This is a genomic window from Haloferax sp. DFSO52, assembly GCF_048158745.1.
Lineage (GTDB): Archaea > Halobacteriota > Halobacteria > Halobacteriales > Haloferacaceae > Haloferax.
In genome coordinates this window covers 209,722-236,461 of the sequence record NZ_JBLOPB010000003.1, presented here as the reverse complement: position 1 = coordinate 236,461, position 26,740 = coordinate 209,722, and the positions used below count along the sequence as shown (strand labels likewise).

The following is a 26,740-nucleotide window of genomic DNA, read 5'->3' as shown; positions in this document are numbered from 1 at the left end:
TGACAAAGGGAGATAATAGACTTCGTCGAGTGCGGGTTGACTCTCCGTTCAGGAATGACTCGTGTTGACGAATCTACCGGCCAACCCGAAAAGCAGTATCTCTGGATTACGTTAGGTTACTCTGCCAAACAAGAATTTGGGACATTGGATTTCGCTTCACTGCTCGTCCTCATTGTGTTATTGGCCTGTGTTCTCTTTGATCGCTTCGACGACGATGTCCATCCCTGTGTCCATCAGCTCTCGGGTTATCACGAGTGGTGGCATGAGGCGGAGGACGTTTCCGTATCGACCTGCACTCCAGACCAAGACACCGTGTTTGTAACAGTACGTTCGAATGTGCTTTACCACGTCTTTGTCGGGGGTCCCATCCTCGTCGACGAACTCGACGCCAGTAAACAATCCTTTCCCGCGAACCTCACCGATCTGTTCCGTCTCGGACGCAACTTCTCGGAGTCGTGTCCGCATGAGCGAACCGAGTTCACGAGCGTGTTCCAGGAGGTCGTGAGACTGGATGTATTCGATTGCTCGCGTCCCTGCACGCATGGCAGGGATGTTTCCACGCCACGTACCGACGTGTCCTCCCGGCCCCCACGTGTCGAGGTCTTCGTGGTACATCGTCGCTGACAGCGGTAATCCGATACCGCCGAGTGATTTTGCCATCGGCATCACGTCCGGTGTCACATCGGTCCACTCCGACGCGAACCATTTCCCAGTTCGTCCGATTCCAGTTTGAATTTCGTCGACGATGAGCGGAATGTCGTTTTCGGTGGCAATCTCTCTGAGTTGTGGGAGGAAGTCCGCCGGTGGAACGACGATACCGCCTTCGCCTTGAATCGGTTCGACCCAGATACCAGCGGGGTTTGCGAGCCCACTATACGGATCTTCGATGAGTTCTCGAACGTTTTCGATGGCGCGTTCGACGGCTTCATCCTCCGAAATCCCCTGGAGGAACGGATAGGGATACGGCGCGTGATGGACGTCAGACAGTAGTGGTGTGTATGCCTCTTTGTACTGTTTTCCACCAGTGAGACTGAGCGCTCCAGAGGACCCACCGTGGTATGCGCCTCGGAACGCGATGAGCCCATCACCGCCAGTGTTGTACTTGGCGAGTTTGATGGTCGCTTCGATCGCGTCACTCCCTGTGGGACCACCGAACACAACTCGGTTCGAGTCTGGGAGTTCTCCCGGTGCAATCTCGTTGAGTTTTTCGATGAGTTCGAGACGAGCTTCCGTGGGGAAATCGATCGTATGGACGAGTTGGCGGGTCTGTTCTTCGACTGCCTCGAGAACGTACGGATTCGAATGACCGACGTTGAGGACACCAATTCCTGCGAAGAAGTCGATGAACGTGTTTCCATCGACATCGCGGAGCGTTGCGCCCTTCGCTTCGTGCATCGCGATGGGAATGTAGTTTGGATATGCGACAGCCCCACTATCGATTTGCTGTTGTTTTTCGAGAAGATGCTTCGACTTCGGACCAGGTACCGCACCGACGGATGGTGCGTCGTCAAAGTGTAGTTCTGAGATTGGTGGACCCACTGTCATACGTTACCACTTGTGTGAGTTCGTTATATAGGTTCTGTAACGTCCCAGCTCAGAGAGTATTCTAGGATTTCGTTTAATTTCAACACCACAATTCGCACCATGTTCTGTGGGAGTCGTCTCACTCCAACAGGGGCACAATCTATATTGCTGGAAGTTGCTATCGAGTATACGCATGGTAACAGTTGACATCAATTGCGATATGGGAGAGAGTTTCGGCAACTGGACGATGGGACGTGACGCCGAGGTGATGCCGTACATCACGTCTGCGAACATCGCTGGTGGATACCACGCAGGTGACCCACACGTAATGCGTGAGACTGTCGAACTGGCTGCCGAACACGGTGTCGGCGTCGGTATCCACCCAGGCTTGCCCGACAAGGTGGGGTTCGGTCGTCGGAAGATGGACGCAACGCCGCAAGAACTCAAAGATTACGTGACGTACCAACTCGGCGCGCTCAGTGCATTTGCTGACCAGTACGGCACATCCCTCCAGCACGTCAAACCACACGGTGCGATGTACTCGATGCTCTCTGAGAGTCCCGACCACGCGCGTGCAGTTATGGAAGGGATGCTCGCCGTGGATTCCGACCTCATCTATCTGGCCACGGACATGAATATCTACGAGGTTGCCCAGGAGTACGACGACCTTCGTGCCGTCTTCGAAGGGTACGTAGACCTCCAGTACAACGCTGACCGAAGCCTTATCGTCGAAAAGGAAGTCGTGCCAAAAGACCCGGATGTCGTTGCTGACCGGTTCGTGAGCATCGTTACCGACGGAGTCGTGGAGGCTGCGAACGGGGAAGAAATAGAGATTCCCGCACAGAGCATCTGTATCCACGGCGATGGGCCGAACGCAGTGGAGCTTCTAGAGACGATTCACGACCGTGTCGAAGTGCACGGTATCGAAATTGTACCACTCACGGAAATCGTGTGACCGAGGTAGGAAATGAATGCAATTTTCCTCCCCGATGCATCGTCTCTTTCGAGAATGCGGTATCGACCACTCTGGGAGGCAGCGATGAGATATCTCCCGCTTTCGAGGACCCGAGTCAATGGATGACCGAGACATCGATATTCTAAACGCGGTGTTCGAACTGGAGGACCCGAGTCCGAAAGCCGTCGGAGACGCGACTGGGATTCCGAAATCCACCGTTCACTACCGTATCAAGAAACTCCGTGAAGACGGGATAATAAAGAACGATCTGTTCGCCGTCAACCTCGAGAAGGTCAACCTCGATTTGACTATCATCACCGAAGTCGATGCACAGTATCGAGAGGGATATCACGAAACTGTCGGTACCGCACTCAGCAACATCGAGGGAGTCAATCAGGTCTACTTCACGATGGGCGACACAGACTTCATCGTCATTGCGCACCTCCCGAGTCGAGACAAAGTTGAGCAACTCATCGAACAGTACGAGGTTATCGATGGTGTCGAACGTACCAGTTCCAAGTTCGTCATCTCGACGATCAAGAACGAACCACATCCATTGCGTGATTTTACGGTGCAGACGCTCAGAGACAGCATCCTCACCAGTGACTGAGTGAGAGCGGACTCGCCCTCAAGTAACGATTACGCCGAATCCCCCTCCAACGTCACCTGTTCGTCGACGTATTTCGTCGTATGTTCGTTCGACAAGAAGACATCGTCCGTCAGAACGTGCTGGTGGAACGGAATCGTCGTCGGTATCCCCTGAATGTCTGCCTCGTCGAGTGCACGCAGTCCACGTTTGACGACCTCGTCGCGGGTCTCAGCGATAACGACGAACTTTGCGAACATCGAGTCGTAGAACGGCGCGATGCCGTCGCCTTCGTCGACACCATCGTCGATGCGGACGCCGATGCCCCGTGGGGGGCGATAGATGTCCAACGTCCCCGGCATCGGTGCGAAATCCGAGAACGGATCTTCAGCGTTGATTCTAAATTCCATCGCCGCCTGCGACTGCGTCACCTCGTCTTGTTCGAACGAGATGGATTCACCCGAGGCAATCCGAATCTGCCACTTGACGAGGTCGATCCCTGTGACGGCCTCTGTAATCGTGTGTTCGACCTGAATCCGCGTGTTGACTTCGAGGAAGTAGAACTCGCCATCTTCGTAGAGGAACTCGACAGTCCCCGCGTTCACGTAGCCTGCTTCTTCGACACCACGCCGGGCAGCCTCACAGAGTTCACTCCGAACCTCGGGAGTCAGTGACGGAGATGGCGTCTCTTCGATGAGTTTCTGCTGACGACGCTGGATACTACAATCGCGTTCCCACAGGTGCCGAACGGTGCCGTGGTGGTCGGCCAGAACCTGGACTTCGATGTGTCGCGGATTCTCGAGGAATCGTTCGACGTAGACGTCGGCGTTGTCGAAATACGCCTCGCCTTCTCGTTTTGCGTTCTTGAATAACTCTTCGACGTCTTCGGCTCGCTCGACGACTTTGAGCCCGCGGCCGCCTCCGCCGCCATCTGCCTTGATGGCAACCGGATAGCCATGTTCGTCGGCAAACGCCCGGACGTCCGCTGGTCCTGTTGCGGGTTCCGTCGTCCCCGGGACGATGGGGACGTTGGCCTCCTGCATAATCCGTCTGGCACCTGTCTTCTCACCGAGCGCACGCATGACGTCACTTGGTGGGCCAATCCATTCGAACTCGGAGGCTTCGATTCGTTCAGCGAATCGTGCATTCTCCGCGAGGAATCCATACCCCGGATGGATCGCGTCGACGCCTGCCTCTCGGGCAACGTCGAGGAGTTTCTCCTGGTCGAGATAACTCTTGGCCGCGATTGGAGAGCCGATGTTATACGATTCGTCCGCGTGTCGTACGTGCTTGGCGTCCTCGTCGGCGTCGCTGTAGACTGCAACGGCCTGGACGCCGAGTTCTTTACACGCCTGTATCACTCGGACGGCGATTTCGCCACGGTTTGCAACGAGAATTTTATCGAACATACGTAGGTGAACTGGTGAGTGTCATTTGGAGTTTCAGTGGTTGTCTACCGGGGTCGACTGTGAACCGCACGGGGTGGTATCGAGGGCTCGAACACTCCCGAAGCGGGTATTATCGAAGTGTCTGTGTCGGACAACGTGTGCTGGGTCACGCTCGGTACGTCTCGGTGACCCCTGGCTACCGGTAGATTCTCCGCTGTGGTCGTGGTGAGCGTCTCCATGTCTGTGCTCGTAGACGTGTGCACAATTCCCATACGGAGTTAAATATCTTATCCAGTGTTGGAGCTGGTCTAACATCTAAGACACGTGTCGGATTCTGTTCAGTGAGAGTGAATTGATTTCCAACAGATTGCCAGTCAACCTCACGTGAATAGGTCAATATTGGCCACGTTCTTCGGAAATGTGTGCTCGAAGTGGTGATAGATGCACACGGCTCAGGAAAGACCACTCCTTGGATTGTGTACGAAATCTACTCGGTGGGTTGTCTCTCGTCTCTGTAACTAGGGAGGTAGATGAACTGAATCGGTAGATATAGGTTCAGAGGATGAAATATGATAACACAATCCATGACTGCAAGAATTGAGCGGAAAGAGTCACTCTCTCCTCGATACGAGTATGGTGGCGATGACTACATTTTCGTCGAACTCGACCAGGAGATGAGCTTCGATGCCAACTTCGAGGCCATGGCGATTACCCAGCAGATACGGGAGCGCAACCTATCTGGAATCATCGAAATCTGCCCAGCGAACGCCTCGTACATGATTCACTTCGACCCAGACGAACTCGCTCCGACCGACCTGGTCGAAGAATTGAAACAAATCGAACGGGAGACGGACCTGTCTGAGTACCAGTGGGATACGCGAATCATCGACTTTCCGGTCCTGTACGACGACCCGTGGACGCACGAAACCCTCATGGAGTTCCGTGATAACCACCAGGATCCAGACGCCACCGACCTAGAGTACTCCGCCCGAATCAACGGCTTCGACAGCGCCGACGAGTTCATCGACGCACACGCTGGCGCACCGCACATGGTGACGATGGTTGGGTTCGTTCCCGGCCTCCCGTGGTGTTTCCAGATGGTCCCACGCGAAGAACAGATTGAGGTGCCAAAATATCTGCAACCGCGGACGGCGACTCCGTCACGCGCAGTCGGGTTCGGTGGGGCGTTCACCGCAATCTACCCGGTGCATGGGGCAGGTGGGTATCAGTTGTTCGGACGGACGCCATTGGAGGTTCTCGACGTCGACCAACAACTCCCAGATTTCGAGGATTCCATGGTCTTTCCCAACCCGGGCGACATCCTGAACTTCAGACGTATCGACCGGACCGAGTACGACGCGATTCGTGAGGAAATCGAAGACGGGACGTACAAATACACCATCGAAGCGGTCGAGTTCTCGCCCGAGGAGTTCTTCGAGAATCCACACGAGTACAACGCCCAGCTCGTGGAGGTGCTAGACTAATGATCAAAGTACTCGAAGCCGGCCTCTCGACGACGATTCAGGACACGGGACGGTACGGTCACTATCACATCGGGATGCCACCGTCTGGGGCGATGGACCAGTTCGCACACACCGTCGCCAACTATCTGGTTGGCAACGACAGCGGAGATGCCACCGTCGAGATGACCTACCAAGGAAGCGACTTCAAGTTCACCGAAGATACGGTCGTCGCCATCACCGGTGCCGAGATGGCCCCCGAACTCAATGGTGAACCCGTCTCGATGTGGGAAACGATTGCAGTCTCCGAAGGCGACGTCCTCTCGCTTCAGTTCGCGACGAACGGTGCACGGACGTATCTTGCAGTCGCCGGCGGTATCGACGTCACACCAGTCATGGAGAGTCGTTCGACCTACACGCTCGTTGGGATCGGCGGCTACGACGGGAGGACGCTCGAAGACGGTGATACACTCGACCTCGGAGATGTAGACGCTGACCGCAGTCACCTCGTCGGAAACACAGTCGCCGACGAGCACATTCCGAACTACGACGACGAAGACCACATCAGAATCGTCCTCGGACTCTGTGATTACCGCCTCACCGACGAGAGCAAAGCAGAACTCTGTGACGCTGAGTGGAAGGTGACACCCGAAGCCGACCGCGTTGGATACCGGCTCGAAGGCCCTGAAATCGACTTCAAGCCGCGTGAGCAACCGTTCGGTGCCGGGACTGACCCGTCCAACGTCGTCGACCTCGGCTACCCCGTCGGGTCGATTCAGGTGCCGCAAAAGCCAATCGTGTTGATGCGGGACGCTGTCACCGGCGGTGGCTATGCGACGGTTGGAACGGTCATCAGTTCAGACAGAGACCTCCTGTCGCAACGACGAACCCACCAACCGGTGTACTTCGAATCGGTGACGCTCGAAGAGGCACTCGCTGCCCGAGCGACCCGGACGGAGACGCTCGAAACCATCCGGAACTCACTCACGCCGTGACCGCGACGTGCTCACATGACGTTGACCGACACGGCCGACACAGTGGCAACGAACAACTAAGTAATCAGATGATGAGGTATACTCATCACCGACAGACAGTCCAGAAACTAAACCCACACTATCAACAGGACCTCAGATGACAAAAACGACAATCAAAGCCCCGATGCCAGGAGTATTCTACCGTCGACCAGACCCAGACGACCCCGTGTTCGTCGAAGAAGGTGACCACGTCGAAGAAGGCGACGTCATCGGTGTCGTCGGCGTGATGAAGAGCTTCCAGGATATCAAAGCCGACGCGAGTGGAACCGTCTCGAAGATTCTCGCCGAAAACGAAGCAGCGATAGAAGCCGGTGACGATTTAGTCGAAATCGAACTCGACTAACCCGGACTCCAACTGGAATTTTTGTTCGAAGACAGTGCTCACATCGACTCGTCTGGCCAGCGCTCGATGTAGATGGCCTTGTCCGTGTAGAAGTGAATCATGTCTTCGCCCTGTGCGTGGAGGTCGCCGAAGAACGAGTCTTTCTGGCCACCGAAGTGGAAGAACGCCATAGGCGCGGCAGTGCCCGCGTTGACCGCGAGGTTCCCGGCCTCTGCCTCGTGGCGGAAGCGGCGAGCTTCACTCCCTCGTTCGGTGAACAGGCTCGCAGCGTTTCCGAACTTACTCGCGTTGAGTGCCTCGAGTGCCTCATCGAAGTTAGCGACCCGAGCGAGACCGACGACGGGGCCGAAAATCTCCTCACGAGCGATGACCATGTCCGGAGTCACGTCACCGAAGACAGTCGGTCCCATGAAGTTTCCATCTTCGTAGCCATCGACGGTGAGCTCTCTCCCGTCGCGCAGGAGCGTCGCTCCCTCGTCGATACCCGTCTGAATGAACTCTCGGACGCGCTGTTCGTGTTCTGGCGTGATGAGTGCGCCCATGTCGACGCCGTCGTCGAGTCCGTAGCCGACGGTGAACGCATCGGCCGCCGCAACGAGTTTGTCGGCAAACTCGTCGTAAACATCCTCGTGCACGAGGACAACGTCGTTCGCAAGACAGCGTTCACCTGCACAGGCACACGCAGACGACAGTGTCTTCTCCGCTGCGAAATCGAGATTCGCACTGTCGCTCACGATGACGTGATTCTTCGCACCGCCCTGCGCCTGGACCCGCTTTCCGGCAGCGGCAGCGGATTCGTACACGTGTCTCGCCACTGGCGTACTGCCGACGAACGAGACACCTGCGACGTCGTCGTGTTGAATGAGCGCGTTGACGGTGTCCGCACCGCCGTTGACGAGGCTGACGACACCATCTGGGAAGCCTGCCTCGTCGACCAGTTCGAACAGACGCTGGGCGACGAGCGGGTCACGCTCGCTCGGCTTCAGGACGAACGAGTTGCCGGTTGCGACGGCATACGGGAGGAACCAGAGTGGAATCATACCCGGGAAGTTGAACGGTGTGATGGCGACGAAGACACCGAGTGGCCGTCGGACCGCACTCTCGTCGATGTTCGGTGCGGCGTTGAGGAGCGACCCAGACTGCATCATCGACGGGATGCCGCAGGCGACTTCGACGTTCTCTATCCCCCGACGAAGTTCACCCGTTGCCTCAGCCAGCGTCTTCCCGTGTTCTTGAACGAGAATTCGAGCGAGGTCGTCCTGGTGTTCTTCGAGCAGCATCTTGAACCGGAAGAGCGGTTGGATTCGCGCTTCGACGGGGGTCGACCGCCACGTTTGAAACGCGGTGTTTGCTGCCGCTATCGCATCGTCAATCTCTGATTCAGTACTGAACGGAACGTACGCGAGCGTTTCGCCAGTTGCAGGGTTGATGACGTCTTGTCCGTCCTCGCTATCAGACGGTCGCCACTCCCCGTTCACGTAGTTCTGAACGGTTCCATCTGCCGTGAGGGATTCTACTACTGCCATGAGTCGCCAAACACTCTACCCGACCATAAATTTACGGTGAATAAAATTCTAATATCGAAGTAGTTTTCGAACGTTTTCTAATTCCACGTCGAATAAGACGGACGTTTTATCTTATTCGTTCTCGTGTCCCAAAGATTAATCAGGGGGCTCGGTATATCTCGAAGCATCTCATGTCGAGTGAAGAATCGCAGCGGGTCGACCAAGACGACGGCCTGAACGAAATCGAACGGATGGACAAACAGTACGTCTTCGGAACGTGGTCGTACCAAAACGAGGTCAAACCGACGGAAATCGTCGACGCTGAGGGTGTGTACTTCCGGGATGCACATGGAAACAAGCGGCTCGACTTTTCGGGGCAGTTGATGTGCTCGAACCTCGGTCACTCGGCAGACCGTGTCGCCGATGCGATGGCAGAACAAGCCCGCAAAGGAGCGTACTTTGCGCCGGGAATGACGACCGAGAACCGCGCCAAACTCGGAAAGCTTCTCGCTGAAGTCACTCCCGGAAACCTCTCGAAGACCTTCTTTTCCACGTCAGGAACTGAAGCGATCGAGGCAGCGATTAAAATCGCGCGAATGTACACTGGCAAGTACAAAATCGTCTCACGATACCGCTCGTATCACGGGTCGACCTATGGTTCGATTAGCGTGACGGGCGACCCTCGCCGACTCCCCGCAGAACCGGGAATTCCAGGCGTCATCAAAGCACCTGACCCGTACGCGTACGGGTCGACGCTCGAGCCGATGCAAAGCCTCGACTACATCGAGGAGATGTTGATGCTCGAAGGCGACACAGTCGCAGCCGTTCTCGTCGAACCCGTCGTTGGGTCGAACGGTATTCTCGTCCCACCGGATGAATATCTGCCGCGATTAAAGGAGATTGCGCACGAACACGGCGCACTCCTCATCTGTGACGAGGTGATGGCCGGGTTCGGACGCACTGGTGAGTGGTTCGGGTGTGACCTCTTCGACGTCACGCCGGATATCATGGCGATGGCGAAAGGTCTCTCGGGGGCGTACGCGCCGCTCGGCGCGACCATCGTCACCGACGAGATTGCATCGTTCTTCGAAGACACGATGTTCTGCCATGGACACACGTACTCAGGACACCCGGTCGCGGTCGCGGCCGGTCGTGCATCTGTCGAGACGTACATCGAAGATGGCCTCATCGACCACGCACGGGAAGTCGGCGACTACCTTGGGGAGCGACTCGATGAACTCGCAGCAGACCACCCAAGCGTTGGCGACGTTCGCGGTGTCGGACTGTTCCGCGGCATCGAACTCACGAAACACTCCGAAAAACGTGTCCCCTTCGGCGTCCGAAAGGACAAGATATCGCCCGGAAAGACCGTCGTCGACGAGGTTTCTGGGCACGCGTGGAACGAAGGAGTGTACGTTGCCAACATGATAAACACCCTCATCATCGCACCGCCGCTCGTCATCGAGCCTGACGAAATCGACGAAGCGGTTGCGGTTCTCGACGAGGCGCTACGCATCTCGGACGACGCGATGATTGCCTGACTCAGTCGGCGGTCATCATCGTGCTCGCGAGAGGTAGCTATTTTTCACTCCAGTGCAAACGTCTACCATGTCAGGCAGTATCGAAGAGCCCCTGCTGTTCGACGAGACCAACCTCGCGTTGCTCGAACGCATCGAATCTGACTTCGACGTGAGTCTCGAGACACTCTCGAACGAACTGGGAATATCCAAATCGACCGTCCACTACAGACTGACAAAACTTCGCGAGTCGGGCGTCATTCGGCGAACTGTTGCAGAACTGGACCCTGTCGCATTCGGGCTCGACATGGTGATGATAACCGAGGTCTCTGTCGCACACGAAAAGGGGTACGCCGACGACATCGGTGAGCAACTCAAAGCCCTCCCGGGGGTTCAGCAGGTGTATTACACGATGGGTGACGCAGATTTCGTCATCATCTCACGACTCCAGAATCGCGACCAGATGAACACCCTCATCGACGAAGTCGTGAGTATCAAAGGCGTCGACGAGACGTCTTCGCGATTCGTGATGAAAGAGTTGACCACGAACACGGGGGTCTTTGCGAACCTCTCTTCGGCGATGCGTTCGAAGCTCCTCGAATATTGACGACGGGAGTGGAGTAACCTCAGAGCAGGCAGTGAATCGGTGCATTCCGTCGTCGAAGTTAAGAGGATTGACTTAGACTCGTATCCATGGCACGCAGACACATACTACAGCGACGCGTCCAGTCACGGGGAGATACATCCCCAACCTCACGAGTACGATTCCTTCGAAGACAGTGGATCGAGCGCCCATGACCGGAGTCTCTCTCGACGAGATGCGGACACAGGCTGAACGTCTCGGATTCACGCTTTCGGACGAACTGCTCGCCGAAATCGCCGAGTCGACCAACTCTGCAGCGGACGGAAGCTTCGAGGCGACCGCGAACAACGGCACCGACCGTGGCCACGCCGCAGATGATGCCGAAAATGCTCTCCTTGCTGTCTACGACGAGTCGCGTGTCGGTTCTGATACTGGCGTTCTCTCTGGGGTCACAGTCGCGGTCAAAGATAACATCGCTGTCGCCGACCTTGAGATGACGTGTGGGTCAAAAGCCTACTCTCTCGTCCCATCGTTCGACGCACCCGCAGTCAGCCGCCTCTTGGATGCGGGAGCAACGCTCGTCGGCAAAGCCAACATGGAGCCGTTTGCGATGGGGCCGACTGGGGAGTTCAGCGACTTTGGCCACGTGACGAACCCCCGTAACCCTGACCGAGTTGCCGGTGGGTCTTCGAGTGGGAGTGCTGCTGCTGTTGCGGCGGGGACTGTCGATGTCGCACTCGGGAGCGACACAGGAGGGAGTATACGGATTCCTGCGGCCTGTTGTGGTGTCGTCGGTGTCAAACCCTCCCATCGACTCGTCCCACGGTACGGATTCGTCGACTTCGCCCCGTCACTCGATACTATCGGCCCCATTACCACGTCTGTAGAGGGAGGAGCGAACGCGCTTGCAGCAATGGCAGGACCTGATCCACGAGACCCGACAGCGGCCAATCGGCCCCTGACCGCTGATGATGTGGATGTCGCCCTCGAATCGGCCGAAGGGTTGACTGTCGGGATCCCAGACTCACCGTTCGACCGGTCCGACGAGTCGGTGGCACAGGCGGTCCGCGAGGTTGCCAACCGACTCGAAGAGGTCGGCGTCTCTGTCGAGTCTGTCGAACTCGACCTGGGAGAGACAGAATCCGCCTACCTCAACATTGGGTCTGCAGAGTTCTCGTGGTTACTCGCTGGAAACGGCATCGTCAGAGGCCAGGGGACCGGCTACAGTGAAGAACTTCGAGACGCATTCGAACGGGCTCGGGACGGGGGACTCGGTGAACACGTCGCGAGACGGATTCTCCCACCTGCATTCCTGGATGCAACGACAGGTGGGGCGTCGTATACGGCAGCGCGCAACGAAGGCATCGCGTTTGGTGAACGTCTCACAGCCGTATTCGAACAGGTGGATGCCATCGTTACACCGACGCTCCGTGCCCTCCCACCCAAACGTGGAGAGACGACTACTCGAGAGGACTTTATTCCGCTCCTGGGCAACACCGCCCCATTCAACATCGCCGGGACACCGGCAGTTTCGGTTCCGGTTACGACTATCGATGGCCTCCCAGTGAGCGCACAGGTGGTCGCACCCCAGTTCGAAGATATGCGTGCTCTGCAAGTCGCTCGGTCGGTAGAGCGCGTCGCTGACTAAAGGAGAGCAATCCGGGGGTCAACGTTTTTGTATTGGTACGTGGTGTCATTGAGTATGGCAGTAGATACCGTGATCAACGGTGGGACAGTCGTAACTGACTCAGCCATGTTCGAAGCGAGCGTGGCCATGAACGATGGAACAATCGTCGCGGTGGGTGATGCCGACTCGATGCCGGACGCCGACGAGGTTGTCGATGCAACCGGCCTACTGGTCATGCCGGGCATGATCGACCCGCACGTCCACATCGACGACCAGTTCTCAGTCGACACCTACGAAACCGGAACGAGTGCCGCAGCACTCGGTGGGATTACGACGTATATCGACTTCGCCTGGCAGGCATGGCTCGGTGACCTGAGCCCCTTCGATGCCGAGGGAACCTTGCTCGAAGGCGTCCGTCGAAAACAGCAGAAGGGTGAGACAGCACTCATCGACTACAGTCTTCACGGCGCAATTACACGAGAGGACCCCGAGGTACTCGACGAATTAGCGGATGTCATCGACGCGGGCGTCACATCGTTCAAGATGTTCACCGCCTACGAGATTGGGCTTGGAAACGGCTTCATGAACCGCGTTCTGGAGCGTATCGCAGAGTTGGATGCAGTCGGTGTCTTCCACACTGAGGACGCCTCGATCTGTGACGAACTGACGGCGCTGTTCCAAGAAGAGGGGAAGGGTGACCCAACGTGGTATCCGCAGTCGCGGCCGGATTATGCAGAAGCGATGTCCGCTGAGGACGCCGTTCGAATGGCGCAAGAAGCGGGTGCGAAGTACTACGGCATCCACACGAGCAACCGAAAGGCTGCCGACGTACTCGCCGACTTCCGTGGCGACGGGTCGATGGTCCGCGCGGAGACCTGTACGCACTATCTCGTACTCGATGATTCGATCTACGGAGAACTCGGGAATCAAGCGATGATTGCGCCGCCAATTCGCAAGCCAGACGACAACGAAGCGATGTTCGAACACCTCCGCCACGGTTCACTCGACGTCGTTTCGACCGACCACTGTGGGTACAAACTCGAGAGCAAGAACGTCGAGAACTGGTGGGAGAGTACGTTCGGCGCGAACGGGTTACAAGCCAGTCTCCCGGTCGTTCACGACGAAGCGGTCAACAACCGTGGCTTTTCCTACCCGTTCCTCGTTCGCGTCATGAGCACGAATCCAGCGAAAATCTTCGGACTGCCGAACAAAGGCAATCTCAACCCCGGAACGGACGCCGACGTCGTGTTGTTCGACCCGAACGAGACGTACACCATCACCGCAGCAGACAACGCGTCTGAAGCCGATTTCTCCATCTACGAAGGCCGAGAGGTAACAGGTCGAGTCAAACAGACGTACGTGCGAGGCGAACTCGTCGCCAAAGACGGTGAAATCGTCGGGTCACCCGGCCACGGGAAGTTCATAGAGCGCACCCTTCCTGACTGGAGCGTCTGAGAAATCCGGGGACGCGCCCCCGTCTTGTCAGTAGTTGGTACGTGTTATCGGGGAACAACCTTTTACTCTCAGAGAGATAGGTACCGATAGATGAGTAGTCTTCACCAAAACGACAGACTCTCGGCCGATTCACCGGCGAGTGTCACCGAAGACCCACCGATTCCACGATTTCCACACGCGAACTGTATCGCCGTCCGTGCGATGGCGAACGTTCTCGGTAGTTCACTTGGCCCTCGGTCCCACGACAAACTCGTCGTCAACCAGCTGGCGAGTCAGACAGAACCGGTAAACCGAGGTGATGCTCCGATCGACATTTTCACCGTGACGGGAGACGGTGCAACACTGCTCGAAGAACTCCCAATCGAACATCCGATCGCGCCCATCGTCCGTCGGGTCCTCGGGCCAGAACGGCCCGGAACCACTGCTATCGAAGGGCAAGACATCCCCGATGGAATCACCTCGACAGTCGTGCTTACGGGTGCGCTTCTCGACGAGGCAGAAAATCTCATAGACGACGGTCTCCACCCGCACGATATTCGGGAAGGGTATGGAATCGCGGTCGAAACCGCGTTAGACGTTCTCTCTGCGCAGAACCGGTTACTCTCTACATTTGACGACCAGCGGGCGACCGAACAAGCCGTCGCACGGTCTGCGATGACAGGAAACGATATCGGTGAACTCGCTGATGCGTGGGCACGGATGGCAGTCGATGCAGTCGACGAAATCGGACGACCAACAGAGAAGACATTCGTCGTTCGATGTCTCGGTGAGGGCGACCTGGCGTCTTCCAGACTCGTCCGTGGTGCAGTTCTCGACAGGAACACACGAGCGAACGACGAGATGCCCAGACGAGTCGAAGACGCGACGGTGCTCCTTCTCGATGGCCACACGACTGGTGGGCTGCAAGACCCCGAGTGGGACGAAGACGCGGTCTTCGACCTGCAGTCACCAGACCAGTTGAGAGATGTCCGAGAGCTCTACGCGTCGCGTCGCCGAGCGCTCGTCGACCAGTACGTCTCTCTCGGCATCGACGTCGTCGTCACACGCCTCGGGATAAACGCCGAATATCAGCGACTGCTCACAGATGCTGGTATTCTCGGTATTCGCTCCGTGAGCGCGCTCGAAATGAAGCAAGTCGCACTCGCGACGGGTGCAAGCCTCGTCCGGAACCCGACCGATGTCGAAGCGAGTGACCTCGGTCACGCTGGTGTCGTTTCTATCGAACGAACGTCGCCGCGGCGAGGGCGGCGAAAGAACCGCTACATGACTGTGTTCGACGAGTGTGAGGACGCAGACTCTGTCGCAATGGTCGTCCACGGCGTGTCGGGGCAACTTGCCGACCAAGCAGCGACAGAGATTCGAAAGGCAGCAGCTGCGGTGGCGGCGAGCAGAGGACTTGGCTCCGCACAACCGGGCGTCGTACCGGGTGCTGGTGCAATCGAACTCCAGATGGCCGAAGCCGTGCGTGACCGGGCGACGCAACTCGACACACGTGCGCAACTCGCAGTCGTTGCATTTGCCGATGCGTTACAGGAGATTGTCGCAACCCTCGTTCGGAATGCAGGCTACGACCCACTGACTCTCATCGCTGACCTGCGTGCTGCGCAGGTCAACGGCCAGAGGGATGCGGGATTTGTCATTCCTGCAGGGTCGGTTGCCAGTGCGACTGACGTCGGTGTCTTCGACCCAGTTGCCTACAAATATCGGATGCTCGTGAGTGCGAGCGAAGTGACAGACCTCATCCTTCGCGTCGACGATGCAATCGATGCGACGTTCACGAAAGAGCCACTCGGACCGGACGACGTTATCTACGACGACCGTGCTGAGAAACATCTGGACTACCTCGAAGAAACTCCCGGAACTCGGTGGGACACATAGACTGTCTGCTCGGCCACCCCTCCGCAGTCCAGCAAATTATCTCCAATTCTGACAACTCAATAAACACTTAAGCAGTCGCAGTGGGACGTATAATCGTACCATGGCACAGGCTACCGTCTGTCTATCATACGATTTCGACGCAGTATCGACGTGGTTGTGGTCCTACGGCTCGTGGGATATGCCAACCAGACACTCCCGAGGTGTGTTCGGAGCAGAAGTTGGCGCACCGCGCCTGCTCGATTTACACGACAAGTACGACGTTCCAGCGACATGGTTCGTTCCCGGGCACACGATCGACAGCTTCCCAGAGATATCTGCAGAAGTGTGGGACCGTGGCTACGACATCCAACATCACGGGTGGAGTCACACAGGCCCTGCGACGTTCGAGAGTGAAGAAGACGAGCGTGCGGACGTCGAACGCGCTGTCGACTGCATCGTCGACCTGACCGGCCGAAAACCAACCGGCTATCGCTCACCGGCCTGGGACTTTTCGGAGAACACACTGGATATCCTCCAAGACATCGGTATCAAGTGGGACTCCAGTAAGATGGCATCCGACTTCACACCACACTACACCTACGGCGGGTGGAGTGCCCCAGAAGACGGCCCATACGACCGCGGCGAACCAACAGATATCGTCGAACTTCCCGTCTCCTGGCAGCGCGACGACTGGCCACCGTTTACGTTCACTTGGGCGCGTCCACACCGCATGGGCTACGTCAGTGAAGACTCGATCTTCCAACGGTGGTACGACCAGTTCGACTGGATGCACGAGAACGTCGACAACGGCGTGTTTATCCTGACGATGCACCCGCAGGTCATCGGCCAGGCTCACCGCATCATGCGACTCGAACAGTTGATTCAGCACATGATGACGAAACCCGGTGTCGAGTTCAAGTTGATGGACGACGTTGCCAACGAGTTCCGTAACAGCAACTGAGTCGAACAACACTCCCTGAGAATCGGCTCACGAACGAGCAGCCATTTTTACCATCTACTCCAGCCGTTCAGAGCGGTGCGAGCACGTCCCGAACGCTTGGTTCGGTACGAAGCGACAACAGTCGGTCGAACGTCGTCTCAGCCACCGAAGCGGAGACAGAACGGGTCGCACAGTCGAGGAACTTTGCCCGGAGTTCTGCTTCCGAAAGCGGTGTGTCTGGCGTTCCCGGCGGTATCGACTGTGACGCTTCGACCGTCTCCCCATCAGACGTCGTGAGGCGAACGGTGGTGTGATTCGATTTGTACGGGAGCGATTCGTCCACGTCGAAGGTAACCAACGCACGAACCCGGTCGACTGTCGGGTCGTCGAGTGCGTCGTCGGTGAACGCGTCGAGGTCGACTCTGTCACGGGTGGCCGCGCACGCGACCGCGTACTCCATCGAGAACTTCGCTTCGAGGCCACTCTTCGGTTCCGGATAGACGAGCGCGTCACCCGCACCTCGTGACGTGACAACCTCGAGTTTGTCGATGTCTTCGGGGGCGAGACCGTGTGATTCGACGAGCGTTTCGACAGCAGCGATGGATGTATGGGTGAAGTAACAACACGGGTACGCTTTGATACTGATACCCGTCTCGACGAGTCGCCACGGGTCACCGGGTGGGTCTGCACGCCGCTGTGCACCATCGGCGTAGAGGTCCCAGAACCCACGAGACCCGCTGATGGCGGTCTCTTCAGCGGTAAATCCCTCTGCGGCGAGGAGTGCTGCTGTGATACCTGACCGGCCAGCCAGACCAGCGTGAAGCGGTTTCGTCATCGTCCCGAAATTTCGTTTTATCCCAGACGGCATCGATGCGGCGATGGCGAGCGCAGTTTGTGTTTCACTGGCATCGAGTTCGAGAAGCGTCGCTGCCGCCGCTGTCGCGCCAAACGTCCCGAACGTCGATGTCGGATGCCACCCGCGCTCGTAGTGGGTTGGGCTAATCGGTTCGGAAACGTAACACTCCGTCTCGAATCCAGCGGCGAACGCAGTGATAACGTCTTCTCCCGACGAATCCAGCTGCTCAGCCAGTGCGAGGATTGGTGCGACGAGCGGAACACTCGGGTGGCCGTCCATCGCCCACGAAAGGTCGTCGAAGTCGAGCGCGTGGCCAGCAGTCCCGTTTGCAAGTGTGGCGTCTGTGAGTGAGGATTTCTCACCGGTCCCGAGGACGGAAACGCCGTCTCCACCGGGAGCCAGTGCCGTGGCAACACTGGCGGCACGGGCACCGGCATCGGCGCGGACTCCCGCCAGTGTTACCCCCACAGTATCGACGAACGCCCGTTCGATTGTGTCGATAGCTTGGGGTGGAACGTCTGCAAATGTCAGGTTCGAGACGAACGTGGCTAGCGTCTGCTCTGGGTGCTCAGCGTGTACCCGCGGCGGAGATGACATACGGACTCACTTCGGAGTGAGCCGATAAAACGTTGTGTGATTCTGTGGCACGGTGCCCGGCACGATGCCGGGCGTCGCTGGTTGGTCGTCTTTCGGTTCGTTGGGGCGCGTCGGTACCACTCGGTGTTCGACGCATCGGTTAGTCTATGAGACAGTCTCAAAAAGATTGTGGTAGACTGTGACATGGCCCAGTATCGAGTGGGCCGAGTAGTGCGTCCAGGTCGAACCGGTACTTCAGGTAGACCGAAGTTCAGGCACCCGAAGTTCAAGCAGACCGAAGTTCAGCCGTCGCCGCCACGTCGAGTTCACCGTCTTCGATGACGACTCCGTAGTTTTCTCTGGCATCTTCGGCCGAGACGAGCCCATCGAGGTAGTCTTCGTATACCTGTTTAGACGGGCGTTCGTGTGGGTCGCCGTATCCACCGCCACTCGCCGTCTTGATGAGGACTCTGTCGCCTGCCTCGAATTTGTAGCCGGACTCCTTCGAGTTGAGGTCGACGACTTCACCGTTGGCTCTGATATGCTTGAGGTCGCCATGTGTCCCCTCGCCACCGCCAAACAGCCCGTGTGGCCGGTAGGTGTTGCCGTCGCCTTCCATGGTCATCACCGCGTTCGTCAGGAAGGTCGACTCGCGGACGATGCCGTGACCTCCGCGGTGCTTGCCAGCGCCGTGGCCGTCCTCGCGGAGACTGTAATGCTCGACACGCATCGGGTGTGAGAGTTCGATATCTTCGACCGGCCGGTTCTTCGTGTTGTGGACGAGGGCATCGACTGCGTCGAGGCCGTCTGCATTCGGTCGTCCGCCGTACGATCCTTCGTTCACTTCGAGATACACCCAGTACTCGCCAGCGTCGTTCGTCCCACCGTAACTGACGAAGTACACCTGGCCGCAGGTACCGGCGCACACTTTGTCAGGAATTGCTTCGGCCAGCGCTTGGATGATGAGGTCGCTCATCTTGTCCACCTGGTTGATGCGTGCGAATGCTGACGTCGGTGGCGTCGGATTGAACATACAACCCGGCCTCGCTTTCGGATGAACCGGCTCGAACGTCCCAGAGTTCTGTGGGAGATACTCGTCGCGAACGAACGTATCCATCAGTATCGACCGAATCGTGAAGTAGATACAGACGTCTGTCGAGCCGTGGAACGGGATATTGTATCCAGTTGGCGTCTGGTCAGCCGACTGGCTCATATCGACGGTGATGTCGCTTCCGTCGACGATGACCTCTGCTGCGATTTTCAGTCGCTTACCGCGGTTGCGGCCATCGTCGTCGAGGTAATCTTCGGCGTAGTACGTGCCGTCGGGTATCTTCCGAATCTCGTTGCGAAGGAGCGCCTCGGCGTAGTCCATGAGCGCCTCACCTGCCTGTTGAATCTCGTCGAGACCATACTTTTCGACGAGCGCGAGATACCGGTCTTTTCCGACGTTACACGAGGAAATCTGCGCCTGCAGGTCGCCGATGACCTCTCGTGGTGTCCGAACGTTGTCCTGAATGAAATTCCAAATCTCGTCCACCCGTTCTCCCTCGTCGTAGACCTTGGTCGCACGGAAGAGGCTTCCTTCTGCGTACATGTCTTCGAGGTCGATGGCGAGGCCGGGTGTCGCCGACCCGATGTCGAGGTGGTGTGCAGTGTTGGCTGCCCAGGCAATGTGCTCACCTTCGTAGAAGATGGGCACTGCAACAGCGATGTCGGGTGAGTGACTCGCCCCGTAGTGCGGGTGATTGTGGATGAAGACGTCGCCTTCGTTGATTGCCTCTTCTCGCTCGATTCCACGTTCTTCGAACGTCTTGTACATCCCGTCGAGATACCCGATGAGTGACCCGACGTGCATCGGTGTGGAGTCACTCTCACAGAGTTCACGACAGTCAGTGGTGAAGATGCCCGCACCCATGTCTTCGCTCTCTCGGATAATCGAAGAGTACGACGACCGGATGAGTTTGTAGGCCATCTCCTGGGCGATGGTGTCGAGTTCGCCGCCGATGACCTGCATCGTCACCGGGTCGATGTTTCGCTCACGGAGGATATCCGCTGCGCTCGGTTCGTACGTGCTGTCGTCGCTATCGTGGCTTTCTGTACTCATATCAGTCTCCCTTCTGCAGTTCGATAGACCCGTTGGCCAGAACGGTTGCCGTCCAGCCGGGATGTACGACCACCGTACTGTCGAACTCGTCGACGATGGCCGGGCCGGAAATCGCGTTTCCAACTTTCAGTTCTTCTCGGTCGAATCTCGGGACAGTCATCTCGGCCGGTGCGTCGGACGTTCCGAAGTACACCGTACTCTCGGTCGTCTGGGCCGCCGATGGGTCTTCGTCGCCTTCGTCGAGGCTGGCCGGAACGTACGACTGGATGTCGCCGACAGCCGTCACGCGAAGGTTCAGTAGTTCGACCGGGTCGTTTTCGAAGTAGTGTCCGTACTCAGTCTCGTGTTTCGCCTCGAATCGCTCGCGCACTCGTCCATGCCAGTCGCCATCGGTGCTGTCGAAGTCGACGTTCAATTCGTATCCCTGTCCTTCGTACAGACAATCGATAGAGCGGCGGAACGACCACTGTGAATCGTCGATTTCGTCTCGTTCGAGTTGCGCACGGCCACGTGCAACCAGCGCATCGAACGCCTCGTCGATGAAGTTGCCGTCGACTTCCTCGAGTGGGCTACTGACAGTCTGCTGGTAGTCGTACTTGACGTTTCCAGTGAGAAGCCCACGTGCTGACGCGATACCGGGTGACGGCGGAATCAAGACGGCCCCGACTTCGAGTTCGTCTGCGATGCTCGCGGCGTGCATTGGACCGGCACCACCGAAGGCGACGATCGTGTACTCGCGAGGGTCGTATCCGCGTTGAACGGTCTGTTCGCGGATTGCACGGTACATGTTCGTGTTCGCCACTTCGAGCGTGGCGAGCGCGGCCCGCTCTGGTGTCTCGAACCGAACCTGATCGGCACGGTCACAGAGTTGCGTCTGGAGCGCGTCCCGCGAAAGGCTCGGGTCGAGGTCGAGGTTCCCGCCGAGGAACGTTTGGGGGTCGATTCGCCCGAGGACGACCTGTGCATCCGTCGTTGTCGGCTGGTCGTTTCCGAGTGCGTAACAGGCGGGTCCGGGGTTTGCTCCGGCACTCTTTGGCCCGACGTTGAAACCCATCGCGCCGTCGAACCACGCGATAGACCCGCCACCCGCGCCAATCGTCGCGATGTCGAGCATCGGTGAGATTGTTGGATATCCACCGACAGTACTGTCACGGGGGTCACGTTCGAGGACGCGACCGGGAATGACGGAGATGTCCGCACTCGTTCCTCCCATGTCCAACATGATGAGGTTCGGTTTGCCGACGTTGTTTCCTTCGAACTCCGCCGAGAGAACACCCGCAGCAGGTCCGGAGACGAGTGTCGTCACCGGTTTCTTGGCAACGTTTTGGACACTCGCCATCCCGCCATTCGACTGCATAATCAGTACCTCTGCGTCGAACCCCTCTTCAGTGAGGCGTTCTTGCAGCCGGTTGAGATACGTAGACATGACAGGTTCGAGGCGGGCGTTGATTGCTGTCGTCGTGAACCGTTCGAACTCTCGGAACTGCGCTACAACCTCACTCGAAGTCGAGACCAGAATATCAGGATAGTGTTCGTGAATCAGTTCTTTCGTTCGGGTTTCGTGGTCACGGTTGAGATACGAATGGAGATAACAGACCGCAATAGACTCGATGCCATCGGCGACGAGCTCCTCCGTCGCCTGGAGGACTTCATCCTCATCGAGCGGTGTGATAACTTCGCCAGGTGGCTGGATTCGCTCTGTCACCTCTTTCCGGTGTCGCCGTTTGACGATCGGATTCTCTTGCCACGGAATCGTCTGCTGCAAAGAGAAACTGTGTGGTTTGCGATGGCGACCGATGTGAAGGACGTCCCGGAATCCTTTCGTCGTCAACAGTCCCGTCTCAGCACCCTCATTCTCGATGAGCGCGTTCGTGGCCACCGTCGTGCCGTGGAGAACCTGGTCTACGTCAGACGGGTCGATGTCTGCTATTTTACAAATTTCAGTGATGCCGGTAACTGTCGAGACGGACGGATCGTCCGTCGAAGGCGTCTTGAAAATATACTCGTCGTCTCCTGCGACGAGAATGACGTCAGTGTTCGTGCCGCCAACGTCGACGCCGACACGAATTCCAGCACCACTATTGCTATTGCTATGCATACCCATGGAGACATTCCCTTTCTACGATTTATCTGTTTCTATCAGCGTACATCAGCCCAGTCGCTCGTTTTCACCCTTTGCAGACGAACCGCCACGTACGCGAAAGAACCAATTGGGTGCATATCCTCTCGGTAGTCAATGACCGAATCAGAGCGGCACGACGGTGTCCTTTCGGCCGATGGGGAGACATTGTCCGCCCTTGCCGACCGAGCAGCGGGTGAGTCAGTTACGGCAGCGAGTCTTGCAGCTGTGGCCGGTGCAGGGTCGGCATCGCTCTGGGATATCGTCGACGAAGATGAACGCCCACAGTACCTTCTCGAAGGGACGATGCTGGATATCGTGACCGGAGAAGAGCCGATGCGAAAGATGGCAGGTCGAGATGGGTCTGCATATACGCTCTTTACTGACCGTGCCGTTCGGTTCGTCGTTCAATACCCGACCCGAGTCGACATACGAACAGCACCGTACGAAACCATTCGAACAGTGAGCCTCCAGACGGTCGGTCAGAATAATCGACTCCGAGTCGAGACGCCCGACGTCACGTACGTGTCGTACCCATCGGCGACGTCTGTCGACGAGTGCACTGCTGCTGTCGATTTCGCTGAAACGCAGGTCAACGAATCGCAGACCGCTACCGACAGCGCCGGGACAACCGGAGATGTACTCGATGCGCTCGAACGACTCGCTGCACTTCGTGACCGCGGTGCGCTTTCTGACGAAGAGTTCGAAGCGAAGAAACACGACCTTCTCGACCGCCTCTAGGCACCTCGGTTGTGGTGGGCGGTTCCATTTATTACCGCCCTCTGTGTCACAGATAGTGGCGAATCCCATGTCTGAGACCCGCATTGACGAACTGACGAACGAATCGGAGTGGATGGATGCCTATCCAGTCCTCTCGGAACTGCGCCCTGTCGACGAAGAGACGTACCTTCGATATCTTCGGACGATGGCTGGAGAGGGCTATCGGATGTTCGCCCTCTTCGAGGATGACGATATCCTCGCAGTCGGTGGCGTCCGAATGTCGACGACGCTCTATCACGGGAAACACGCGTGGGTGTACGACCTCGTCACGAGCGAAGACCGACGGTCTGAGGGGCACGGTCGCCGACTTCTGTCGTTCATCGAAGAATGGGCGGCAGACCACGACTGCGCAGTGGTGGAACTCGCGTCTGGTCTCTGGAGAGACGATGCGCACCGATTCTACGAGGAACACGTTGGGTACGACCGCTACTGCTATACGTTTAAGAAAGATTTGACGTAGTCCCAGGTGTGCGAGACGTCTCGCAGCTACCGTGGTTCCACATCATTTTTCGGGCACACACTTATGCTACCGTTCGTCGAAGCATTCGAGCAAGCACATGATTGAGAATATTCTCATTGCAATCGGTGAGGAGCGAATGCACGTCGAGGAGATAACCGAACACGCCGTCGAGATTGCGTCCGCACTCGGCGCGAAAATCACGCTGCTCCGCGTGTACCCGAAAGGTGAGTTCGAACAACGGCTCGAAGAGTTCAGATACGAATCCGCAGACCCCACTGATATCGCAAAACGAAACACACAGGTCAGAGAGGCAGCGCATCTCGTTCGAGATGCTGACCTCGAGTTGACGATCGCTGGTGTGGTCGGCAATCCCGGAACAGAAGTGGTCTCGTACGTCGAAAATCACGATATCGACCACGTCTTCATCGGCGGTCGAAGACGGTCACCGACCGGAAAGGCGCTCATGGGAAGCACCAGTCAGGAGATTCTTCTCGGCCTCCCGGTTCCATGTACGGTATTCAAAATGGGGTGACAGAATTCAGACGCGATAGTTCCTGGAACGAGTAAATACGCCGAATACGGAGGATACCATCGATATCGAGGCGGATTCTCGGTATATCGAAGTGATGCAATCGCCCCAAAAGTATTAAATTCGCTGTTCTCGATTCGACTACCATGGGTGCCGTAAACATGAGTGAGAATGCCATATCTATCGTCTCACTCGAAAAGTCATTTTCCAACGAACAAGTTCTCAAAGGGGTTGATTTCTCAATCGAGCCATCGGAACTCTGTGTCATTGTGGGACCAAGTGGGAGTGGAAAGTCGACACTGCTCAAGTGTATCGCTGGCCTCGTATCGTTCGACAGCGGCGAGGTAATGGTCGATGGAGCAAGTGTCGACAGTATCCCGGTCGAAAATCGAGACCTTGGGTATGTGTTTCAGGATTTCGAAGAACGGCTGTTTCCACATATGACCGTCGGAGAGAACGTCGCATTCGGCCTTCGCCAGTCGAGCGAGAATTTCAGCAACGAAGAAATCCAGCAGCGAATCGACGACACACTGGAGTTGCTCGCGATTACAGAGACAAAAGATAGTCTTCCCTCGGAACTCAGTGGCGGTCAGCAACAACGGGTCGAACTTGCACGGAACCTCGTTCGACGGTGCGAGATCATGCTTCTCGACGACCCACTGGCTGACCTCGATTACAAACTCCAAAAGCGGATGGAACTCGAAATTCGCCGGATCCACGAGACGCTCGGGAGCACGTTCGTCTACGTCACCCACAACCAGGATCAGGCTCTCAAACTCGCCGACAAACTCGTGGTAATCAACCAGGGAATGATCGAGCAAATTGGAACCCCTGACGAAGTGTATAAGAATCCAGCAACCGCGTTCGTCGGCCGGTTCATCGGTGATTCGGACCCGCTATTAGGTCAGGTCGTCGGTGCCGACGGCCCCAACGTTCGCGTCGACACGCCAGTTGGTGAAATCGTCGCAAAGCCCCGCGGTGAAAGCCCTGACGTCGGAACAGAGGTGATGGTTCTCGTCAGACCCGAAGACATAACCATTGGTGAAGGGTCCGCTGAACTGGACAACGAACTGCCGGCGACAGTCCAGGGGCGGACCTACACTGGGGAACGAACCGAGTTTACCGTGTCACTCGACGGTGACGCCGAAGACTTCCAGATCGTCGTCAGTGGGAACGTCCCGCTCGAAGCGTACGGAACCCGAACGAAAATCGGCTGGAACGCAGACGACGGCGTCGCCTACAGTACGCTTAGCGTGGTCGAGACAGTTACCGTCGACGACCTCATGGAGGTGTGATAATGTCTAACGCAAATCTCGACGATAAAACTGAACCGCAACACCAGACCACCATCGACGACAGAGAAAACGTCCTCAAAGTAGAGGGACTAACCAAAATCTACCCTGATGGAACCCTCGCAGTCGACGACATCGACTTCGAAATAAAGGCGGGAGATTTCTGTGTCATCATCGGTCCGTCCGGGTGCGGTAAGTCGACGACGCTGCACTCACTCGTCGGGAAAATCCCGCCCACAGAGGGGAAAGTCATCCTCGGCGGAGAAGACATCACGCATGCGCCAACCTACGAACGTGACATCGGGCTCGTGTTTCAGGATTTCCAGTTGTTCCCGCACCTGACTGTCGAAGAAAACATCATCTACGGGCCAAAGCGGATGGGGCTTCCAAAGGACGTCATCGACGAACGCCTCGAGAACGTCCTCGAGATGATGCAACTCCACGAACTCCGAACGCGGCCGCCGAAAGAACTGTCTTCTGGGCAGAAACAACGGGTTGCGCTTGCACGGAGTCTCGTGTTAGAGCCAAAGCTCCTGTTGCTCGACGAACCGCTGGGAGACATGGACTACAAGCTTCAAAAGCGGATGGAGCGAGAACTCCTTCGCATCCACCGCGAACTCGACACGACGTTCGTCTACGTGACGCACGACCAGACGCAAGCCATGCGCCTCGCAGACCAGGTCATCGTCATGAACGGTGGTAAGATCGAACACAGTGCGCCAGTCGAAGAAGTCTACAACGAACCGAACACCGCGTTCGTTGCTGCGTTCGTCGGTGACTCCAACATGTTCGACGGCAAAATCACCGGATTGTCCGACGACGAGTCGGTCGCAACAGTGCAGACTACACTCGGTGAGTTCACCGTTTCGACCGCAAACCTACACTCACAACCGAAAGACGTCGTCGGGAAGCGAATTCCCTTTGCGGTACGTCCGCAGTTCGTCAAACTTGGTGACGACACCGATAACACAATCGAATGTCGTGTCGAGGATGTCATCTACCAGTCTGGGAGTGGGACCCAGATTATCCTCTTCGCCGAGACTGACGACGGAGAACAAGAGATTCAACTGAAATCGGAGGACAAGCTCGAAGTCGATTCAGACCGAGTGACGGTCGGATGGGACACCAAGAACACCATCATCCTCGAACAGACGAGTGTCGTCGAAGGCATCGACCTCGACACCGATATTCTCGGGAAATAAGCCGCGGATCCCTCTCGGTTCTTTTCGTCGTCGCTGTTTGGTATTGGC

At 57.1% G+C, this 26,740-nt stretch carries 22 protein-coding genes; 16 read left to right on the top strand and 6 right to left on the bottom strand.

The genetic code is table 11. The features are described from left to right. Positions 1-177: 177 nt before the first annotated feature. Entirely contained in the window at positions 178-1,545 is a 1,368-nt protein-coding gene (locus tag ACK3SC_RS17085; protein ID WP_416841445.1) for an aspartate aminotransferase family protein, read from the bottom strand. 172 nt (positions 1,546-1,717) lie between these two features. On the opposite strand from ACK3SC_RS17085, the gene ACK3SC_RS17080 reads away from it, so the two are divergent. Then, positions 1,718-2,479, top strand: coding sequence for a LamB/YcsF family protein (locus ACK3SC_RS17080; protein WP_416841444.1), 762 nt, complete (start codon positions 1,718-1,720; stop codon positions 2,477-2,479). 118 nt (positions 2,480-2,597) lie between these two features. After that, positions 2,598-3,089, top strand: a complete 492-nt coding sequence (locus ACK3SC_RS17075) for an Lrp/AsnC family transcriptional regulator (protein ID WP_416841443.1) — start codon at positions 2,598-2,600, stop codon at positions 3,087-3,089. A gap of 29 nt (positions 3,090-3,118) precedes the next feature. On the opposite strand, the gene ACK3SC_RS17070 is transcribed toward ACK3SC_RS17075, so the two are convergent. Next, complete coding sequence (locus tag ACK3SC_RS17070) at positions 3,119-4,474, bottom strand: acetyl-CoA carboxylase biotin carboxylase subunit (protein ID WP_416841442.1); 1,356 nt, start codon at positions 4,472-4,474, stop codon at positions 3,119-3,121. Positions 4,475-5,037: 563 nt separating this feature from the next. Between ACK3SC_RS17070 and ACK3SC_RS17065 the strand changes: the two genes are divergently transcribed. The 3 genes from ACK3SC_RS17065 (at position 5,038) to ACK3SC_RS17055 (ending at position 7,290) form a co-directional block, all read left to right on the top strand. Continuing rightward, positions 5,038-5,937 carry a 5-oxoprolinase subunit B family protein gene (locus tag ACK3SC_RS17065; RefSeq protein ID WP_416841441.1) on the top strand — a complete coding sequence of 300 codons (900 nt, stop codon included), beginning with the start codon at positions 5,038-5,040 and terminating at the stop codon, positions 5,935-5,937. Beyond that, positions 5,937-6,908: a biotin-dependent carboxyltransferase family protein gene (locus ACK3SC_RS17060; protein WP_416841440.1), complete on the top strand. Its 972-nt coding sequence runs from the start codon at positions 5,937-5,939 to the stop codon at positions 6,906-6,908. Before ACK3SC_RS17065 ends, ACK3SC_RS17060 begins: the two co-directional genes overlap by 1 nt. Before the next feature lie 136 nt (positions 6,909-7,044). Continuing rightward, positions 7,045-7,290, top strand: a complete 246-nt coding sequence (locus ACK3SC_RS17055) for an acetyl-CoA carboxylase (RefSeq protein ID WP_416841439.1) — start codon at positions 7,045-7,047, stop codon at positions 7,288-7,290. Between the two features lie 38 nt (positions 7,291-7,328). Here ACK3SC_RS17055 and ACK3SC_RS17050 read toward each other — a convergent pair whose 3' ends face one another. Beyond that, positions 7,329-8,816, bottom strand: a complete 1,488-nt coding sequence (locus tag ACK3SC_RS17050) for a CoA-acylating methylmalonate-semialdehyde dehydrogenase (RefSeq protein ID WP_416841438.1) — start codon at positions 8,814-8,816, stop codon at positions 7,329-7,331. Between the two features lie 170 nt (positions 8,817-8,986). On the opposite strand from ACK3SC_RS17050, the gene ACK3SC_RS17045 reads away from it, so the two are divergent. The 6 genes from ACK3SC_RS17045 (at position 8,987) to ACK3SC_RS17020 (ending at position 16,795) form a co-directional block, all read left to right on the top strand. Continuing rightward, entirely contained in the window at positions 8,987-10,336 is a 1,350-nt protein-coding gene (locus ACK3SC_RS17045; RefSeq protein WP_416841437.1) for an aspartate aminotransferase family protein, read from the top strand. Positions 10,337-10,403: 67 nt separating this feature from the next. After that, positions 10,404-10,919 (top strand): Lrp/AsnC family transcriptional regulator, encoded by a 516-nt coding sequence (locus ACK3SC_RS17040; RefSeq protein ID WP_416841436.1) that lies wholly within the window; start codon positions 10,404-10,406, stop codon positions 10,917-10,919. 187 nt (positions 10,920-11,106) lie between these two features. Then, a complete protein-coding gene (locus ACK3SC_RS17035; protein ID WP_416841435.1) occupies positions 11,107-12,543 on the top strand; it encodes an amidase in 1,437 nt (478 codons plus the stop codon). Positions 12,544-12,597: 54 nt separating this feature from the next. Then, entirely contained in the window at positions 12,598-13,977 is a 1,380-nt protein-coding gene (locus ACK3SC_RS17030; protein ID WP_416841434.1) for a dihydroorotase, read from the top strand. Between the two features lie 90 nt (positions 13,978-14,067). Then, a complete protein-coding gene (locus tag ACK3SC_RS17025) occupies positions 14,068-15,855 on the top strand; it encodes a TCP-1/cpn60 chaperonin family protein (RefSeq protein ID WP_416841433.1) in 1,788 nt (595 codons plus the stop codon). Between the two features lie 100 nt (positions 15,856-15,955). Beyond that, positions 15,956-16,795, top strand: a complete 840-nt coding sequence (locus tag ACK3SC_RS17020; protein ID WP_416841432.1) for a polysaccharide deacetylase family protein — start codon at positions 15,956-15,958, stop codon at positions 16,793-16,795. Between the two features lie 67 nt (positions 16,796-16,862). Here ACK3SC_RS17020 and ACK3SC_RS17015 read toward each other — a convergent pair whose 3' ends face one another. The 3 genes from ACK3SC_RS17015 to ACK3SC_RS17005 all read right to left on the bottom strand — a co-directional run bounded on the left by ACK3SC_RS17015 (position 16,863) and on the right by ACK3SC_RS17005 (position 22,408). After that, complete coding sequence (locus ACK3SC_RS17015) at positions 16,863-18,227, bottom strand: MmgE/PrpD family protein (RefSeq protein WP_416841431.1); 1,365 nt, start codon at positions 18,225-18,227, stop codon at positions 16,863-16,865. 265 nt (positions 18,228-18,492) lie between these two features. Next, positions 18,493-20,310 (bottom strand): hydantoinase B/oxoprolinase family protein, encoded by a 1,818-nt coding sequence (locus tag ACK3SC_RS17010; RefSeq protein ID WP_416841430.1) that lies wholly within the window; start codon positions 20,308-20,310, stop codon positions 18,493-18,495. Between the two features lies 1 nt (position 20,311). Beyond that, the gene (locus tag ACK3SC_RS17005; protein ID WP_416841429.1) at positions 20,312-22,408 is read right to left on the bottom strand and encodes a hydantoinase/oxoprolinase family protein; all 2,097 of its coding nucleotides are present in this window, start codon (positions 22,406-22,408) and stop codon (positions 20,312-20,314) included. Positions 22,409-22,546: 138 nt separating this feature from the next. Here ACK3SC_RS17005 and ACK3SC_RS17000 point away from each other — a divergent pair, with 138 nt between their 5' ends. From ACK3SC_RS17000 to ACK3SC_RS16980, 5 genes are all read left to right on the top strand, one after another. Then, positions 22,547-23,170, top strand: coding sequence for an SHOCT domain-containing protein (locus ACK3SC_RS17000; protein WP_416841428.1), 624 nt, complete (start codon positions 22,547-22,549; stop codon positions 23,168-23,170). 67 nt (positions 23,171-23,237) lie between these two features. Further along, the gene (locus ACK3SC_RS16995; protein WP_416841427.1) at positions 23,238-23,669 is read left to right on the top strand and encodes a GNAT family N-acetyltransferase; all 432 of its coding nucleotides are present in this window, start codon (positions 23,238-23,240) and stop codon (positions 23,667-23,669) included. A 97-nt stretch (positions 23,670-23,766) separates the two neighbouring features. After that, positions 23,767-24,201 (top strand): universal stress protein, encoded by a 435-nt coding sequence (locus tag ACK3SC_RS16990; protein ID WP_416841426.1) that lies wholly within the window; start codon positions 23,767-23,769, stop codon positions 24,199-24,201. A 143-nt stretch (positions 24,202-24,344) separates the two neighbouring features. Further along, a complete protein-coding gene (locus ACK3SC_RS16985; protein WP_416841425.1) occupies positions 24,345-25,493 on the top strand; it encodes an ABC transporter ATP-binding protein in 1,149 nt (382 codons plus the stop codon). Positions 25,494-25,495: 2 nt separating this feature from the next. After that, a complete protein-coding gene (locus ACK3SC_RS16980; protein WP_416841424.1) occupies positions 25,496-26,692 on the top strand; it encodes an ABC transporter ATP-binding protein in 1,197 nt (398 codons plus the stop codon). The last annotated feature ends 48 nt before the right edge of the window (positions 26,693-26,740 follow it).

Coding starts and splice junctions, on each gene's coding strand:
- ACK3SC_RS17085 (WP_416841445.1), bottom strand. CDS start 1,545: ATGACAGTGGGTCCACCAATCTCAGAACTACACTTTGACGACGCACCA.
- ACK3SC_RS17000 (WP_416841428.1), top strand. CDS start 22,547: ATGACCGAATCAGAGCGGCACGACGGTGTCCTTTCGGCCGATGGGGAG.
- ACK3SC_RS17040 (WP_416841436.1), top strand. CDS start 10,404: ATGTCAGGCAGTATCGAAGAGCCCCTGCTGTTCGACGAGACCAACCTC.
- ACK3SC_RS17065 (WP_416841441.1), top strand. CDS start 5,038: ATGACTGCAAGAATTGAGCGGAAAGAGTCACTCTCTCCTCGATACGAG.
- ACK3SC_RS17005 (WP_416841429.1), bottom strand. CDS start 22,408: ATGCATAGCAATAGCAATAGTGGTGCTGGAATTCGTGTCGGCGTCGAC.
- ACK3SC_RS17025 (WP_416841433.1), top strand. CDS start 14,068: ATGAGTAGTCTTCACCAAAACGACAGACTCTCGGCCGATTCACCGGCG.
- ACK3SC_RS17070 (WP_416841442.1), bottom strand. CDS start 4,474: ATGTTCGATAAAATTCTCGTTGCAAACCGTGGCGAAATCGCCGTCCGA.
- ACK3SC_RS16980 (WP_416841424.1), top strand. CDS start 25,496: ATGTCTAACGCAAATCTCGACGATAAAACTGAACCGCAACACCAGACC.
- ACK3SC_RS17035 (WP_416841435.1), top strand. CDS start 11,107: ATGACCGGAGTCTCTCTCGACGAGATGCGGACACAGGCTGAACGTCTC.
- ACK3SC_RS17020 (WP_416841432.1), top strand. CDS start 15,956: ATGGCACAGGCTACCGTCTGTCTATCATACGATTTCGACGCAGTATCG.
- ACK3SC_RS17010 (WP_416841430.1), bottom strand. CDS start 20,310: ATGAGTACAGAAAGCCACGATAGCGACGACAGCACGTACGAACCGAGC.
- ACK3SC_RS17015 (WP_416841431.1), bottom strand. CDS start 18,227: ATGTCATCTCCGCCGCGGGTACACGCTGAGCACCCAGAGCAGACGCTA.
- ACK3SC_RS17080 (WP_416841444.1), top strand. CDS start 1,718: ATGGTAACAGTTGACATCAATTGCGATATGGGAGAGAGTTTCGGCAAC.
- ACK3SC_RS16985 (WP_416841425.1), top strand. CDS start 24,345: ATGGGTGCCGTAAACATGAGTGAGAATGCCATATCTATCGTCTCACTC.
- ACK3SC_RS17050 (WP_416841438.1), bottom strand. CDS start 8,816: ATGGCAGTAGTAGAATCCCTCACGGCAGATGGAACCGTTCAGAACTAC.
- ACK3SC_RS17060 (WP_416841440.1), top strand. CDS start 5,937: ATGATCAAAGTACTCGAAGCCGGCCTCTCGACGACGATTCAGGACACG.
- ACK3SC_RS16995 (WP_416841427.1), top strand. CDS start 23,238: ATGTCTGAGACCCGCATTGACGAACTGACGAACGAATCGGAGTGGATG.
- ACK3SC_RS17045 (WP_416841437.1), top strand. CDS start 8,987: ATGTCGAGTGAAGAATCGCAGCGGGTCGACCAAGACGACGGCCTGAAC.
- ACK3SC_RS17055 (WP_416841439.1), top strand. CDS start 7,045: ATGACAAAAACGACAATCAAAGCCCCGATGCCAGGAGTATTCTACCGT.
- ACK3SC_RS16990 (WP_416841426.1), top strand. CDS start 23,767: ATGATTGAGAATATTCTCATTGCAATCGGTGAGGAGCGAATGCACGTC.
- ACK3SC_RS17075 (WP_416841443.1), top strand. CDS start 2,598: ATGGATGACCGAGACATCGATATTCTAAACGCGGTGTTCGAACTGGAG.
- ACK3SC_RS17030 (WP_416841434.1), top strand. CDS start 12,598: ATGGCAGTAGATACCGTGATCAACGGTGGGACAGTCGTAACTGACTCA.